The organism is Ignatzschineria cameli (genome assembly GCF_003121895.1).
In the GTDB taxonomy this organism is placed as follows: domain Bacteria; phylum Pseudomonadota; class Gammaproteobacteria; order Cardiobacteriales; family Wohlfahrtiimonadaceae; genus Ignatzschineria; species Ignatzschineria cameli.
The window spans coordinates 52,030-66,955 of record NZ_QEWW01000009.1 but is presented as its reverse complement, the minus strand read 5'-3'; the positions used below and the strand labels follow the sequence as shown (position 1 = coordinate 66,955).

9 protein-coding genes and 1 pseudogene are annotated in these 14,926 nt (G+C 39.3%); 7 read left to right on the top strand and 3 right to left on the bottom strand.

The window, feature by feature from the left end:
* From DC077_RS10915 to DC077_RS09420, 5 genes and pseudogenes are all read left to right on the top strand, one after another.
* Nucleotides 1-1,353: Ig-like domain-containing protein (locus tag DC077_RS10915; protein ID WP_157953534.1), on the top strand; the 1,353-nt coding region annotated here is incomplete at its 5' end.
* A gap of 84 nt (nucleotides 1,354-1,437) precedes the next feature.
* Nucleotides 1,438-1,548 (top strand): annotated as a pseudogene (locus DC077_RS11150) (ESPR domain-containing protein); the annotation flags it as partial.
* Nucleotides 1,549-1,665: 117 nt separating this feature from the next.
* Nucleotides 1,666-5,559 carry a YadA-like family protein gene (locus DC077_RS09430; protein ID WP_239990398.1) on the top strand — a complete coding sequence of 1,298 codons (3,894 nt, stop codon included), beginning with the start codon at nucleotides 1,666-1,668 and terminating at the stop codon, nucleotides 5,557-5,559.
* 122 nt (nucleotides 5,560-5,681) lie between these two features.
* Nucleotides 5,682-6,380 (top strand): tetratricopeptide repeat protein, encoded by a 699-nt coding sequence (locus tag DC077_RS09425; RefSeq protein WP_109202143.1) that lies wholly within the window; start codon nucleotides 5,682-5,684, stop codon nucleotides 6,378-6,380.
* 453 nt (nucleotides 6,381-6,833) lie between these two features.
* The gene (locus DC077_RS09420; RefSeq protein WP_109202142.1) at nucleotides 6,834-7,697 is read left to right on the top strand and encodes an alpha/beta hydrolase; all 864 of its coding nucleotides are present in this window, start codon (nucleotides 6,834-6,836) and stop codon (nucleotides 7,695-7,697) included.
* 174 nt (nucleotides 7,698-7,871) lie between these two features.
* Here the strand turns inward: DC077_RS09420 and DC077_RS09415 are convergent, their stop codons facing one another.
* The 3 genes from DC077_RS09415 to DC077_RS09400 form a co-directional block, all read right to left on the bottom strand.
* Nucleotides 7,872-8,951: a type I restriction endonuclease gene (locus tag DC077_RS09415; RefSeq protein WP_109202141.1), complete on the bottom strand. Its 1,080-nt coding sequence runs from the start codon at nucleotides 8,949-8,951 to the stop codon at nucleotides 7,872-7,874.
* Nucleotides 8,952-9,846: 895 nt separating this feature from the next.
* Nucleotides 9,847-11,409: an AbgT family transporter gene (locus tag DC077_RS09405; protein ID WP_109202139.1), complete on the bottom strand. Its 1,563-nt coding sequence runs from the start codon at nucleotides 11,407-11,409 to the stop codon at nucleotides 9,847-9,849.
* A gap of 226 nt (nucleotides 11,410-11,635) precedes the next feature.
* The gene (locus DC077_RS09400) at nucleotides 11,636-11,830 is read right to left on the bottom strand and encodes a hypothetical protein (RefSeq protein ID WP_094568499.1); all 195 of its coding nucleotides are present in this window, start codon (nucleotides 11,828-11,830) and stop codon (nucleotides 11,636-11,638) included.
* 542 nt (nucleotides 11,831-12,372) lie between these two features.
* Here DC077_RS09400 and DC077_RS09395 point away from each other — a divergent pair.
* Both DC077_RS09395 and DC077_RS09390 read left to right on the top strand, forming a co-directional pair.
* Nucleotides 12,373-13,137, top strand: a complete 765-nt coding sequence (locus DC077_RS09395; protein ID WP_109202138.1) for a gluconate 2-dehydrogenase subunit 3 family protein — start codon at nucleotides 12,373-12,375, stop codon at nucleotides 13,135-13,137.
* Between the two features lie 19 nt (nucleotides 13,138-13,156).
* Nucleotides 13,157-14,923, top strand: a complete 1,767-nt coding sequence (locus tag DC077_RS09390) for a GMC family oxidoreductase (RefSeq protein ID WP_109202137.1) — start codon at nucleotides 13,157-13,159, stop codon at nucleotides 14,921-14,923.
* Nucleotides 14,924-14,926 lie beyond the last annotated feature (3 nt).

Sequence of the window (14,926 nt, the reverse complement as noted above, 5' to 3'; positions counted from 1 at the left end):
GCAAAAGTTGTTATTAAAAATAACAAAGGACAAGAGATCGCAACAGGAACCGTCAATAGTGATGGTAGCTTTAAGGTTAATCTTAAGAACCCTACGGACGGCAGTGATATTAAAGTTGGTTTAGTTGATGGAGCCGGTAATAAGTCACCAGAAGTAATTAAATCAACACCGGATAAAGTTGCACCTGATGCACCGACGAATCTATCTGTTGGATCAGATGGGAAGTCAGTCTCGGGTAAAGGTGAGCCAGATGCAAAGGTAACAATAAAGGATAAAAATGGAGGTACAATAGGTACAGGGAACGTAGGTAAAGATGGGAACTTTAAGGTTGGATTAAATAAAGTAACAGATGGTAGTTCTATAAAAGTTGGATTAACGGATGCTGCTGGGAATAAATCACTTGAAGTTTCTTTATCTACTCCAGATAAAACACCTAAGCCTGTTGAGCCACCTAAGCAAGAGTGGGTTACTGTTACAGAGAAGGTGTATAAGGGAGAAGCGCGTCAATCACCATCAGGTTTGATAGGTAATAATATTCATAAAGTAAATCTATCTTTTGTAATAGGAAGTCAGCAACAAGCTCAAAATCTTGAACTAAAATTATGGACTGGACCTAATGATGCCCGTCATAAAGCAAATATTGCCTTTTACAAAGATGGAAAGCTTTATAAAACTACCGCTAAGTTTTCAACAGGAACTCTCTTGTTGAATGTAGATGTTTTGGGGCCTGGGAATTATAAAGTGGTATATACGTCAGATAATCCTATCAATAACGCAGCAATAAATTATTCTCTTTATGAGTTTGTTACCAAGCAAGTGCCGAAACCACGTATGGCAAGTACGTTTGCTTTGGATTATGAAGATATCTCTGATGAGATAGCTTTACTAGATGAAGATGCTTATCAATCTTTACCAGTAAATCTTCTAGATGAGTCTATGGAAGAAGATAGTGATGAGCATCTATCCGTCAATAAAGATAATTCATTGATTGATGATCTATATGAGGATGATTTAATTTTTGATCAGACAGAGGAATCACCTTTAATAACTGAAGATGAAATTGCGCTTGATGAACTGTTAGATCTTGAAGATAGAGAATTCGTGTCCGTAGAAGATAGTGAGATAGAAGATCAATTAGATCTTGAAGATCTTATTTTATTGGAGGATACGGAGGATGATGTATTACTAGAAAATTTAATTACTCAAGAAGAGGAGGCTGATGAAGTTCTTGAAGGTGAAGAATTAGATGAAGAGGAGAGTGAAAACTCAGTTGCTACTGCAAATGAGTTTGATGTTCAACCAGTAGTTGATCCATTGGATGACTTACTCGACCCTAATAAAATAATTATTTAATAGATATATCAATAATATATCGAAGCGCTAGCAGAGTATATTTGCTAGCGCTCTCTTTGATTTTAAATAAAGGTTTATGTAGCGATGAATAAAGTTTATCGAGTTGTTTGGAGTTATGCTAAGAATGCATATGTGGTTGTTTCTGAGCTAGCGAGTATTAAGGTAAAAAGTAAAGGGAGTACGATACTAAAAGCATTAACGATTACTCTAAGTTTTCCTATTTTTTTAGCCGGAGGAGTCAGCAATGCCGAATTAGCTGACAATAGTATAATAGCAGCCCGAGATGTAGAGGAAACTCCTGAATATAAAGAGTTGAAAGAGTGGCTGGGTAAGGGAAATCGTTGGAACCCTGATAAAAGTAGTAATGCTGCAAGTCTAGCTGAGTATGCTCATAATAGTATGGCGATAGGTTGGGGGGCAAGGGTTAATGCCACTCAATCTATTGCTATGGGAATAGGCGCTACGATTTTTAGTCAGACAACTAACGCCTTAGCGTTAGGAACTGCTTCAGTGGTAAATAGTAATGCAGATAGAGGTATAGCTGTTGGCTTTAATGCTCAAAGTAGAGCTCATGATGCTTTAGCTATTGGTAGTAATTCACTTGTTTCAAATAATGCCATTTCTGCTATTGCCATTGGGCAATCAGCAAAGGCAGCAGGTGAACAGAGTATCGCTTTAGGTAAAGGGGCTTCTGTCGATCATAAAAATAGTATTGCAATGAGAGCGGGTGCAACGACCACTCGAGATAATGAAGTCTCGATTGGTAGTGATTCAGATACGGCATATCTTTCAAATATAACACGAGGAGTGCTTGATACTGATGCCGTTAACGTTTCTCAACTTAAAGAAGTTCAAGCTAAAGGAGATGTTGGGTTAGAAGGTATTGCTGAGGCATTTGGTGGCGGTGCAGAGTATGATAAGGAGACGGGTCAGTTAAAAGCTCCTAACTATAAAGATGCTTTAACAGCGGATAAAAATCTTAATAGCGTTGAGGCAGGCTTCAAATATGTTGGTGGTCAATTAACAGACCAAGGCAAGAAAATTACTAATATAGATGGTCGAGTTACAAAAAATGAGGGTGATATCACCAGCATTAACAAGAACATCAATAGTATTGAGGATAAGGTATCAGCAGGAACCTTAGGATTGGTGCAACTTTCGAAGAGTGAAGTGACAACAGAAGATGGTGACTCACAAGAAGTTACTGCCTTAGTCATTGATAATGTGGCAGCTAAAGAAGCTGACGTATTTAATATTTCAAATGGTAAAGAAGGTCGTACGCTAACAGGAGTGAAGGCAGGACAGATCGCTCAGGATTCACTTGATGCCATCAATGGCTCACAGCTTCATGTAGCAAATCAAAATGTGGCAAAAGTGCTTGGAGGTAATGCCACTTTTAAAGATGGTCAATTAACCGGCGTTGACTTCTCAGGTGCATTTACCGGTTTAGCTGAAGGCGAGAAGATTGAATCCGTCTATGGTGGATTTGATAACCTCGATAAACGTGTTGATGCAACGAGCAAAGTTGTGGATGAGATCAACAGTGGTTTAGGTATTGGTGAAGATGGAGAGTCAGGTTCCGTTGGTGACGTGATTGGTAGCATTAAAGATGACGTTTCAAGCGTTGTTGCTGGTAGAGCGGGTCTGATTAAGTTAAATGATGATGGTACACAAATCATCGTGGATAATAAGCTAGCTCAAGAAGCTGACGTATTTAATATAGCTAAAGCAGATGAAAAAGGTCGTACGCTAACAGGAGTGAAGGCAGGACAGATCGCTCAGGATTCACTTGATGCCATCAATGGCTCACAGCTTCATGTAGCAAATCAAAATGTGGCAAAAGTGCTTGGAGGTAATGCCACTTTTAAAGATGGTCAATTAACCGGCGTTGACTTCTCAGGTGCATTTACCGGTTTAGCTGAAGGCGAGAAGATTGAATCAGTCTATGGTGGATTTGAAAATCTTGATAAACGAGTTGATGCAACGAGCAAAGTCGTTGATGATATCAACAGTGGCTTAGGCATCGGTGAAGATGGAGAGTCTGGCTCAGTTGGTGAAGTGATTGGCGGTATTAAAGATGACGTTTCAAAAGTTGTTGCAGGTAAAGCGGGTCTAATTCAGTTGAATGATGGCAGTACAAAACTCATCATTGATAACGAACTTGCTGAGAATGCATTAACTTTTGATATTTCAAATGGTGAAGAAGGTCGTACGTTAACAGGTTTAGCGGATGGAACTATTGCCACAGGCTCTAAAGATGCGGTAACAGGAGGTCAATTATTTACAGTTGGTACAGGTGTTGCTACAGCTTTAGGAGGTGGTGCGAAGCTTGATGAAGATGGTCAGTTAACAGGCGTTAATTTCCAAGAGGCTTTAGGTACTAAAGATGAGTTAATCAATGTTTATGATGCATTTGAGAATGTTGGTGATACTTTATCGGATCATGATTTTCGTCTTACAGAGAATACAACTAATATCAAGAGCATTATTAACGGTAAATCAGGTCTTGTTCAGCTTGCTGAAGATGGAAAATCTTTAGTAATAGACAATAAATTAGCTGGCGGTGCTGATACTTTTGATTTCTCTATAAGAGCTGATGAAGAAGATGAAGCGATTAATCGCCTATTAACTGGTATTGCTGAGGGTGAGATATCACAAAACTCTGTTGAAGCAATTAATGGCTCACAACTTCATATGGCAAATTTAAATGTTGCTAATGCGTTAGGCGGTAAAGCTGAGCTTAATGAAGATGGTCAGTTAACTAGGGTTAACTTCCAAGATGCTTTAGGGGCTAAAGATGAGTTAACCAATGTTTATGCAGCATTTGAAAATGTTGGTGGTACTTTATCTAAGCATGATGAACGCATTACCAATAATATGAATAGTATTAATAATATTATGGGCGGGGAGGTTGGCCTTATTAAGCTATCTGGTAATCGAATCGTGATTGATAATAGTTTAGCTGGTGTTAAAGTGGCGACGATTTTCGATTTCTCTAACGGAATAGATTCACGTACTTTAACCGGAGTTGCTAATGGTAAAGTCTCTCCAGATTCGCTTGATGCGGTAAATGGTTCTCAACTTTTTGCAACAAATCAAAAATTTGAAAATATTACTAATATTAATGGTAAAAATCTTGATGGAATTACCGATGCAATGGGCGGTGACGCTAAAGTAGAAAATGGTCTTTTAACAGGGGTTGATTTTGGAGGTGCATTAAAAGCAGAGAAGCCAATTACAAGTGTTAATGAGGGATTTGAGTATGTAACAGGACGCTTAGATGGGCAGGATAAAAAGCTTGAAAACCATGAAAACAGGATTACCAATATCGAAGGAAATATTAGTAATATTGCGGATGGTAAAGCTGGCCTCATTCAGGTTTCTGAAGATGGTAACTCTTTGATTATTGATAATGGGCTTGCAAAAGATGCGAATACTTTTAATATCTCTAATGGTGATAAAGACCTTACTTTAACAGGGGTTAAGGATGGTCAAATTGTATCAGAGTCAAAGGATGCTATTAACGGTAGTCAATTATATGCATCAAATAAATCGATAGCCGAGATGTTTGGTGGAGGTGCAACGATTGATGAAAATGGTTATATTACAACTCCTGAGTATGTTATTGGTGATAAAACATTCAACAATGTTGGTGCATCAATTGAACATTTAGCCAATAGCATTACGACTGGTGAAGTGGGAATATTCCAGTTAGATCGCGAAAAGAATCAAATTATTATTGCTGACAATACCGATATTAATAGTGAAACAACACTTAATGTAGGAAATCGTAAGATTGTAGGCGTTGCCAATGGTAAAGTTGAGAAGGGATCACAAGAAGTAGTTAATGGTGGTCAACTTTGGGAAACTAATCAACAAGTAACATCAAATACGACTCAGATTAAACACATTAATAAAACGTTAGATCATTATAATAATCGTATCTCTCATCTTGAAAAAACGGTTCATGAAAACCGGAAGCGTGCGAGTGCTGGTACCGCAAGTGCGATGGCGATGAGCTCAATTCCTTATATGGATTACGCTAAGTATTCGATGGGAATGGGGGTCGCTAGTTATGATGGTGAAGCGGCGATGTCGATAGGGATGGAGTTTAAATTGGGTGATAATGGTCGATTTAGAGTCCAAGGTTCTTATGATACGCAAAACAAGGCCGGCGTTGGTGTTGGTGTTGCATTTAGCTTCTAATTTAGTGTTCTATTATTTTATAATAGAGGCATGATAAGTGCAGTTTTTGCATAAAATAAGGAGCGCCCATTGGTGGCGCTCTTTTTGTAATTTAATAATGAGTTTAAAAGAGGATTGATTAGATGAATAGAGTTATTTTGGCAGTGTTAGTTGTGATATTGGGGCTTAATATATTTATGGTGGTTGAGCAACAGAAAAAATCGGCAGAGTCGTTCTTGATGCCGGAGGTAGAAGTTATTGAGGTGATAGATTCGAGTCATTGTGTAGATTTAAATGAACAAGAGACCCTGCGGTGCTTAGAAAAAGTCATTGCTCAAGGGAATTATACCGGGAATGATCTCTTTATCTTGGGGCAACTCTACTTTCATGGGATAGGGCAATCAGCAGATAAAGCTAAAGGGATTCAAGAGATTGAAAAGAGCGCGATTAATTTTAATGAATTAGGTGCAATTGATTTTTTAGGGGATTATGCAGCTGAAGAGGGGGATAGAATTTCTGCTCAATATTGGTATGCACGTGCTATCGCAAATGGTTATCTGCCGGCACAATTAAAGCTTGCTAATATCTATCGTTATCAACCACAAAGCGAAAGAGAGTTTGAGGTTGCGCTGAATCTCTATCAAGATGCCGCCAATAGAGGGTCATTAGATGCGCTTTATGAGTTAGCGCTAGTTTATGCGACAGGAACAGGAGTAGAAGCAGATTTAGAGGGAAGTCAACTAGCTTTGAAAAAGGGGTGTGACGAAGGACATCAAAAGAGCTGTGATCTGCTTGGGCAGATTGAAAATCTCTTAAATGAAGAGAAGAAAGAGGAAGAGTAATATCCTTTCGTTATATCTCTATATCATTATTAAGATAAGAAGATGTCGTTATCATCCTACAATAGCCATTACGAGTTTAGTAATGGCTATTTATAAAATAGTATAAAAATAATCATATCAAAATCCATTGTTATTATATTTTTTACAGGTTTTCAAAATATTAGCCTCCCATTTTAGTGCTTTATCTGAATATTTTATTCTGATTAATTCTTTTTTGATCTCTGTAAAAAACTGCTATCTTTTCCTCAAAAAATCCGATATAACAAAAAAGGAAGTAAAGGCGGATTGCGTTTTTTAGTATCAAAAATAAGTATAAATAGAGACTAACTCCCGAGCCGCTCTGCGTAATAAGATATGGGTTGTTCAATCAAGATCTTTAGAGCGTTAGACCTCCAACATTCAATAATAAAAATCAAAATGGGCATCGAATGCGATACACCTTAGGAGGTAGAAATGAAAAAATTATTAACAGTAACCGTGGGAATGCTTCTCTGCTCGACGACGCTCTCTTATGCTGAGAGTGAAGTTGTTGAGGCGTCTTATAATTCAGCGCTTTTAGATCGAGATGTGACGATGCAAGTCTATCTTCCTGATGGCTATGATGCGACTCAATCGGATAAATATCCCGTGATCTATATGCTCCATGGTGCCAGTGGTTCTAATACAGATTGGCTTGTGAAAGGAGGTATTAAAGTGACGGCTGATCAGCTGATGAAGCGTGGAGAGTTACGAGATTCTGTGATTGTCATGCCGACCTTTGGTCCTAGTACTTGGTATACAGATGGTAATGCCGAGAAGGCGGAGACGGCATTTGTTGAGGAATTTATCCCTTATATTGAAAAAACATTCAATGTTCGTGAAGATCGTGCCGGAAGATCGGTTGGAGGGCTCTCTATGGGTGGCTATGGTGCGCTCAATTTAAGCCTCTCTCATCCTGAGCTCTTCTGTGCTGCCGGGGTTTTAAGTCCGGCAATTTATGATCCGCTTCCACCTGAAACATCAACAGCACGTCAAACAGCACAATTTGTAAAAGATAATCAATTTGATGAGAAAGCATGGGGCGATTCGCTCTACACAGCGAGGCTTAATAACTACTATCAGAAAGATCTAGTTGTTCCGATCTGGATTGAATCGGGTGATCATGACTCTTTAGGAATTGTGCTTGCCGCCGCTAAGCTCTATTGGACATTACACAATTATCAGCCTGAAGATGTGGAGTATCGAGTGATCGATGGTGATCATGATTGGATGGTTTTTAGAGATTCCTCAATCCGAGCATTGCCCTATATGAGCCAAAAATGTGAAGCTCTGAAGTAGGCCCTGAAGGCGCTTTACAAGGATTATTGATCGATCTGAGTCAGTTGAAGTTAGTTGATCAAAGAGAAAGCCCTTGCTCTCAAAAGAGCCGGGCTTTTGAGTTTTTAATCAATGAATTGCTGGATCATAATTTATTATTTTTTTAGTCGATAAATTGTAGTCTGTAAACTCTTTTTAACTTTCATAAGAGAGAGCTGTTTTTACAAGTGCTTCCTCAAAGTTAAATATATCATCTAAGCTCTCAATTGGATGGCGTTCTTCGACTTTCTCTTCATCAAATATACCAATATATTTCTGTGCTCGGTTAAAGTGTAATCGACATATTGGTTTGCGATTATTATCATCTAACAGAACACCAAAGTAACTTTTAGTATCTCGTTGACAGATCCGTTCTGCATCAATGTGTTTTCTAACAATTGCCTTAACAATATTAAAGCCTTCCAATTCTTCCTCAGTTGTGATTATCCCATCATCAGGGATTTCATTTTCATCAGTGATTTCGATAGACTCTATAGCACTTTTATTAGGAGAGTCTGTTTGTTGGGCGAGTGCTGATTTTAATCTATTGTTAACGCGATCATCAATAAACTGAGTTAAAGCTTTTTGAATCAATGGTGTAAATTGCTCTCGTACTTTTTGGGTAATAATTCCACCATAAACATTTGTGATACAGAAACGTATAAAGTCTTCGGCGGGATCTTTAATCTGTTTCTCTAGTAGGTGTTTTAACTGACTGAGATATTTAAGTTCTCCTGCCGCATTAACTACAGAATCGACATCAAAATTAGCTTTGGTAAGCTTCTTAATTTCTGGCACAATATGGGCATCAATATCAAGCATATCGAGTTCAAGAAAAGGTTGGCTATCCATCTTATTTGGCGCATCTAGATCTGTATAAAAACGATAATAACGACCATTGGTTAAAATCGCTATTTTAGCTGTAGTTGTTCCAAAATAACGAAATAGTTGTGATGCATGTTGCTCATTGAGTTCTTCCCCAATCTTTTTTGCCTCGATGAGAATAGCGATTTCACTATTATCAACTATGGCATAATCGATCTTTTCTCCTTTTTTTACACCTACATCTGCGGTAAATTCGGGGATTACCTCAGCCGGGTTAAAAACATCATAACCAAGAACTTGGTGAATAAAGGGCATAATTAGCGCTGTTTTAGTTGCTTCTTCGGTTTCGATAATATCGCTCTGCTGGCTAACACGTTTAGATACTGAAAGTAGCCTTTCTGAAAAATCCATAATTAACTCCTATAATGGTAGGAACAGAGGTCATAGCTCTGTTTTGTAGATCTGCTTTATATTTAGTTTTTATTATCTTTATTTATAATTTTATTACTACCTATTAAGATAATATAATAGTTTAAAAATTCAAAATATATCAGCACTCACTAATTGGTCAGCACCTTATATAAATATCCAGCTACAGTGATATTTCATTATCATTGATAGTATAAAGTAAGAAGGAATTGAGGGTTATCATGATAGAATTTATAGATCAGTCTATTATTTGAATCTATTAATTTCTTAATCGCTTGATTTAACCCTCAGGGAAAAATCCGTTTTATTATTGGTTTTAATTTTTTACTAAAGAGAGTCCATTATGCCAATACCCTATAAAGATACACCATTAAGATACCTCTGTTTAGATTGTAAATGGGTTGGAAAGCCTCAAAGTGATAATTTATCGCCACCCTCATTTTGCCCTAAATGTGGCTCTATTAAGATAGAGATGGGGGTTGATCAGCGTGATTTTAATAAAGTGGTGAAGGGCTTTAAATTTTAGTTTAAGTTTTAGTTTTAAAATATTTTCTATTTTAGAGCTCAGTAGACTACAATTCACAATGTATAATAATCGATCAATTATTATTGATTGAGTTATTTGTTAGAGACTTATCTGATTGAGATTCACCTGATTGAGGGAGCTCTATCAATGTAGAATTTTCCAGAAAAAGTAAAGCCCGGTGACGAATGTATAGGTAATGTCATCGGGCTTTTTTGATAGCTATAATTTATCTTGTTTTATATCTACCGCTATAAGTACTACAAGCGGTAGAATCACTGCTAGTGACAGCTTTTTTGTCATAGATCCCTTGTTATAGATCTTTTGTTGCTGATCGAGCTACTAATCTTTTTTCTATGGGTTGAAGTAGATTGCAGAACCAGGGCCGACCGGAATTCCCAACACAAAGACCCAGATACAGAAGATAGCGACCCAAACGACAAAGAAGACAACAGAGTAGGGCACCATCATCGAAAGAATTGTCCCAATGCCGGCATTACGGCGATATTTAAGTGCGATCGCAACAATAAGTGCAAAGTAGCTCATCATCGGAGTAATAATATTGGTGACAGAATCACCAATACGGTAGGCTGCTTGAATTGTTTCTGGTGCATAGCCTGCAAGCATCAACATCGGAACAAAGATCGGTGCTGTGACTGCCCATTGTGCCGAAGCGGAGCTCATCATAATATTGACAAAAGCACAGATAATAATAAATCCGATAAAGAGTACAATACTATTAATTTCGATACTGGTAATAAAATTTGCGCCGTGAACAACCAGAATTTGTCCAATGTTTGTCCAGTTAAAGAAGGCAATAAATTGCGCGGCAAAGAAGACTATTACCAGATAGAGTCCCATTGAACTCATAGCGCCTGCCATTGCATTGATAATATCTCGATCGTTCTTAAACTTCTTCACAATTGCGCCATAAACAATACCCGGCACCGCAAAGAAGATAAAGATAAAGATAACAATGGAGCGGAAGAAGGGGGAGTTTGCAATCTCTCCTGTTGTTTGATTACGTAAAATGCCATTTTCCGGCACGACCATCAATGCAACGATTACGGCTAAGATGACAAAGCTGATACCTGCCCAGATGAGTCCTTTCTTCTCAATAGGGGTGACTTCTGCAGACATGGCAATGTTATCCTCATCTTCGCTCATCTCCGAAGAATCGTAAGGACCTAATTGTGGCTCGACAATTTTATCAGTCACAAACCAGCCGAGGAAGGTGACAATAAAGGTACTAAAAGCCATGAAATACCAGTTAGCTTCAGCACCAACGATATAGTCAGGATCAATAATACGCGCAGCTTCTTGCGTAATTCCTGATAAGAGGGGATCAACCGTTCCTAAGAGAAGGTTCGCTGAATAGCCTCCAGAAACGCCGGCAAAGGCAGCTGCAAGACCGGCAAGGGGATTACGCCCTATTGAGTGGAAGATCACCGCAGAAAGAGGGATGAGAACGACGTAACCTAATTCCCCGGCAGTATTAGACATAACGCCGGCAAAAACAATCGCAGGAGTGGTAAAACGGATCGGTGCTTTTAGGACAACTAAACGCATTCCTGCAGAGAAGAGCCCGGCACTATCGGCAATTCCAACCCCTAACATCGCAACAAGTACGGTTCCCAATGGGGTAAAGCTTGTAAAGTTCGTGACAATACTAGAGAGAATCTTACGAATTCCATCGGGATTGAGAAGATTCACAACTTCTATCACTCCTCCAGGCACTCTTCCCGGCGCACCTTCAGGGCGAGGATCGGTGACGCTTAGTCCAAAATGAGATCCCACAGCAGAAGCGATCAGTATCAGGGATATTAAGATTATAAATAGAACCACAGGATGTGGTAATGCATTGCCAAGCCACTCAAGCGTATTGAGTAGCCGGTTCTTCTTTACTTTGACGGTCATATAGTTTTCTCCGGTTATCTATTTTAGGATCGATCAGATGCTTCGGTAAAAGCATCGTTATATCCAAAAGCGAGCGAGGATATCGCTACAACTAAAAACAGATAACATTTTGTAAATTTTAATAAAGGTGTAAAGGTATATCACACCTATTTTTTACGAGCAAGAAAGCAAATTAGACAATCTGACTTTACTCCTGATCAGAGAGAGCTTTGACCTTAAGCTTTAATTAACAGTTCCCTTTTTTCGCTTGTCCAGGTGGGCAGAAGTAGCCCTCTTTATCTTTTTTCTTCTTATTTTTAGAATCAATCACAATCCCATCAGAATCGATCACCATTCGATTTGGAATATCTGCACGAATTGTACAAGCTGTTAGAAACATTACTGTTGCTATTAGTAGTGCTAGTCTTGTCGATATTTTCATATTTCCCTCCTTCTTATCTGCTCTTATTGCGCTTCTAACGATCATTGCTGACCTTATTAATCTTCTTATCAAAAGGGTAGTCTACCCGATTTTAGACTTCTTGAAAGCAGGAATTAGAGATGAATGGTGGAGGAAAGAGAGCGAAGAGATCTATCTGTTTTATTAGAAGTTGAGTCTGAATAGGAATTTGACCTAGATCATCTAATTATAAAATATCGTCCTCTCCGGTAAAAAAATAGTAAAGAAATTAAATGTTTAGATACATTAGTCAATTTATTTAAATCGGTATTAGTGGTAGTCTGTTAATAAGTTAATCATAAATTTAAATGAAAAATTAAATGAAAATTAAATGAAAAATTAAATAAAAGTTAAGTCTAGCTTGAATAATGAATCTATTATTTTTTAACGTTCCTTAAGTGGAGTTTAAATTTAATGGTGTTATTCATTTTCATTTAATCAGATTATTCCGGTCAGTCGATTGAGATAGGTTGGCGAGATAGGTTAATAGACTCAGAGCGAGTCCTAGATAAGAGGAGTACTGTATGGCTCAAGATGATAAAAAGGTGAATCAGTTTAGACGGGGATTTTTAGGGACAACCCTAAAAGCGATCCCTGTAGCGGCGATTACGGCAGTGGGTGCCGGAAAGGTGGCAAGCGCCATTCCTGAAGCGCCTGGATCTGTCGATTCAATGGCAGATCTTCCAGAAAATCCGGCAAAATATATGCCGACATTCTTTAGTGATGAAGAGTATGACTTTATTCAGAGCGCTGTAGATCTCTTAATTCCAGAAGATGAGTTAGGCCCAGGTGCGATTGCAACAGGTGTGCCGGAGTTTATTGATCGACAGATGGATACTCCTTATGGTCATGGGCAACTTTGGTATATGAAAGGCCCTTTTCATCCTGAGATTATGAAGCAGACCCCTACATTGGGTTATCAACTCAATATGACTCCTAGAGATATCTATAAATCAGGAATAGCGGCATTTAATCAATGGTGTATCGATCGGTATAAGCGTCAATTTGTTGATCTCAACCATCAAGAGCAGACAGAAGCGATGACACTCTTAAGTGATGGGAAGATTGAGTTTCCTGATGATGCTGTCTTTGCATCGGTCTTCTTCTCTCAATTATGGGGCAATTGTAAAGAGGGCTTCTTCTCCGATCCGATGTATGGCGGAAATCGCAATATGGCCGGTTGGCAGATGGTCGGGTTCCCCGGCGCAAGAGGGGATTATCTCGACTGGGCAGATCGTTATAATGTGAAATATCCATTACCACCTGTCTCCATCCTTCCTAAGAAATAGCGCAGAATAAAGGCATATTATGGCAATAGAGAAAGAAAAAGTAGATGTAGTATTAGTTGGGTTTGGTTGGACGGGTGCGATCTATGGTGTCGAGCTGACAGCTGCCGGCCAGAGTGTTGTCGCACTTGAGCGTGGACATATGCAGACGACAGCAACCGATGCGAAGTATCCGCAAGTGATCGATGAGCTCAATTACGCAGTGAGAGGCAGAATGTTTCAGCCCTTAGCGAAAGATACCTTAACCATTCGACATAAAGAGGGGGATACCGCAGTTCCTTACCGTGAGTATGGTTCATTCCTACTTGGAAATAATGTCGGTGGTGCCGGATTGCATTGGAATGGTATGTTTTATCGTTATCTTCCAAATCAACTTCGTCTTAGAAGTTACTATGAAGAGAAGTATGGCGAAGATGCGATTCCCAAAGATATGTATCTGCAAGATTATCCTGTTACCTATGAGGAGTTAGAGCCCTTTTTTGCAAAGTTTGAAGAGGTGTGTGGTGTTTCGGGGCAGGCAGGTAATATTAAAGGGGTGCAACAGCCAGGCGGAAATCCATTTGAAGGCTGGCGTTCAACGGCGTTTCCCAATAAGCCTTTAATCAATTCCTATGCTTCAGAACTCTTTAAGAAAGGATGTGAAGCGATGGGATATAATCCTTATCCTGCGCCGGCGGCGAATGCTTCCGCGCCTTATACCAATCAGTATGGTGTCCGTTTAGGCCCTTGTAATTATTGTGGTTTCTGTGAGCGATTTGCTTGTTATAACTACTCTAAGGCATCACCGCAAACGACGATTCTTCCAGTATTACTGAAACGCCCTAATTTTGAATTAAGAACCAATGCCAATGTTATTAAGGTTAATACGGATAGCAGTGGGAAAAAGGCGACGGGCGTCACCTATATTGATGCGCAGGGAAATGAAGTGTTTCAGCCGGCTGAGATGGTCATTCTCAATGCCTTTGCGATTCATAACGTTCGCTTACTGCTCCTATCGAAGATTGGTCAGGTGTATGATCCTAAGACCGAGACGGGGACTTTAGGGCGAAGTTATGCCTATCAGCGTGATGTGAGTGTGAAAGTCGTGATGCCGGAAGGGACAAAACTGAATACCTTTATCGGTACAGGTGCCGGTGGTGTGACAATGGATGACTTCAATGAGGTAACCTTTGATCATTCAGGATTAGGCTTCTTAGGAGGCGCGAGTATCCGTACTTCTATTCATGGTGGTCGTCCTATCTTACAGAGCCCAACAGAAGCTGGCTCACCAAAGTGGGGAAGTGGTTGGAAAAAAGCGACGCAAGAGGGATATCAGCGAATCTTCTCGATCGGTATCTCTGGTTCAGTGATGTCTTATCGTGATGCCTATCTCGATCTTGATCCAACCTACACTGATAATCATGGGCTACCGCTTCTTCGACTCACCTTCAATTGGCATGAGAATGAGAATAAGATGGTCAATTACTTGATGGAGAAGATGGCAAAAGTAGGGGAGGCAGCTGGAGGTAAAGTGGAGTATAAACCTTATGCACTAGATGCGCCTTACGATACTCGAATCTATCAAAGTACACATAATACCGGTGGCGCAATTATGGGTGATGATCCGAAAACGAGTGTGGTGAATAAGTATCTGCAACATTGGGATGTACCTAATCTCTTTGTCTCTGGTGCAAGTGCTTTCCCACAGAACGTTGGTTATAACCCAACAGCGCTTGTAGGCGCGTTAGCCTACCATTCGGTACACAATATTGTGACCAAATATCTTAAAAACCCCGGGCCGATGGCTTAATAA

What these genes read in the sequence shown, in the direction of transcription:
- DC077_RS09415 (WP_109202141.1), bottom strand. Translation starts at nt 8,951, where the DNA reads ATGGATTTTTCAGAAAGGCTACTTTCAGTATCTAAACGTGTTAGCCAG.
- DC077_RS09400 (WP_094568499.1), bottom strand. Translation starts at nt 11,830, where the DNA reads ATGAAAATATCGACAAGACTAGCACTACTAATAGCAACAGTAATGTTT.
- DC077_RS09425 (WP_109202143.1), top strand. Translation starts at nt 5,682, where the DNA reads ATGAATAGAGTTATTTTGGCAGTGTTAGTTGTGATATTGGGGCTTAAT.
- DC077_RS09420 (WP_109202142.1), top strand. Translation starts at nt 6,834, where the DNA reads ATGAAAAAATTATTAACAGTAACCGTGGGAATGCTTCTCTGCTCGACG.
- DC077_RS09395 (WP_109202138.1), top strand. Translation starts at nt 12,373, where the DNA reads ATGGCTCAAGATGATAAAAAGGTGAATCAGTTTAGACGGGGATTTTTA.
- DC077_RS09405 (WP_109202139.1), bottom strand. Translation starts at nt 11,409, where the DNA reads ATGACCGTCAAAGTAAAGAAGAACCGGCTACTCAATACGCTTGAGTGG.
- DC077_RS09390 (WP_109202137.1), top strand. Translation starts at nt 13,157, where the DNA reads ATGGCAATAGAGAAAGAAAAAGTAGATGTAGTATTAGTTGGGTTTGGT.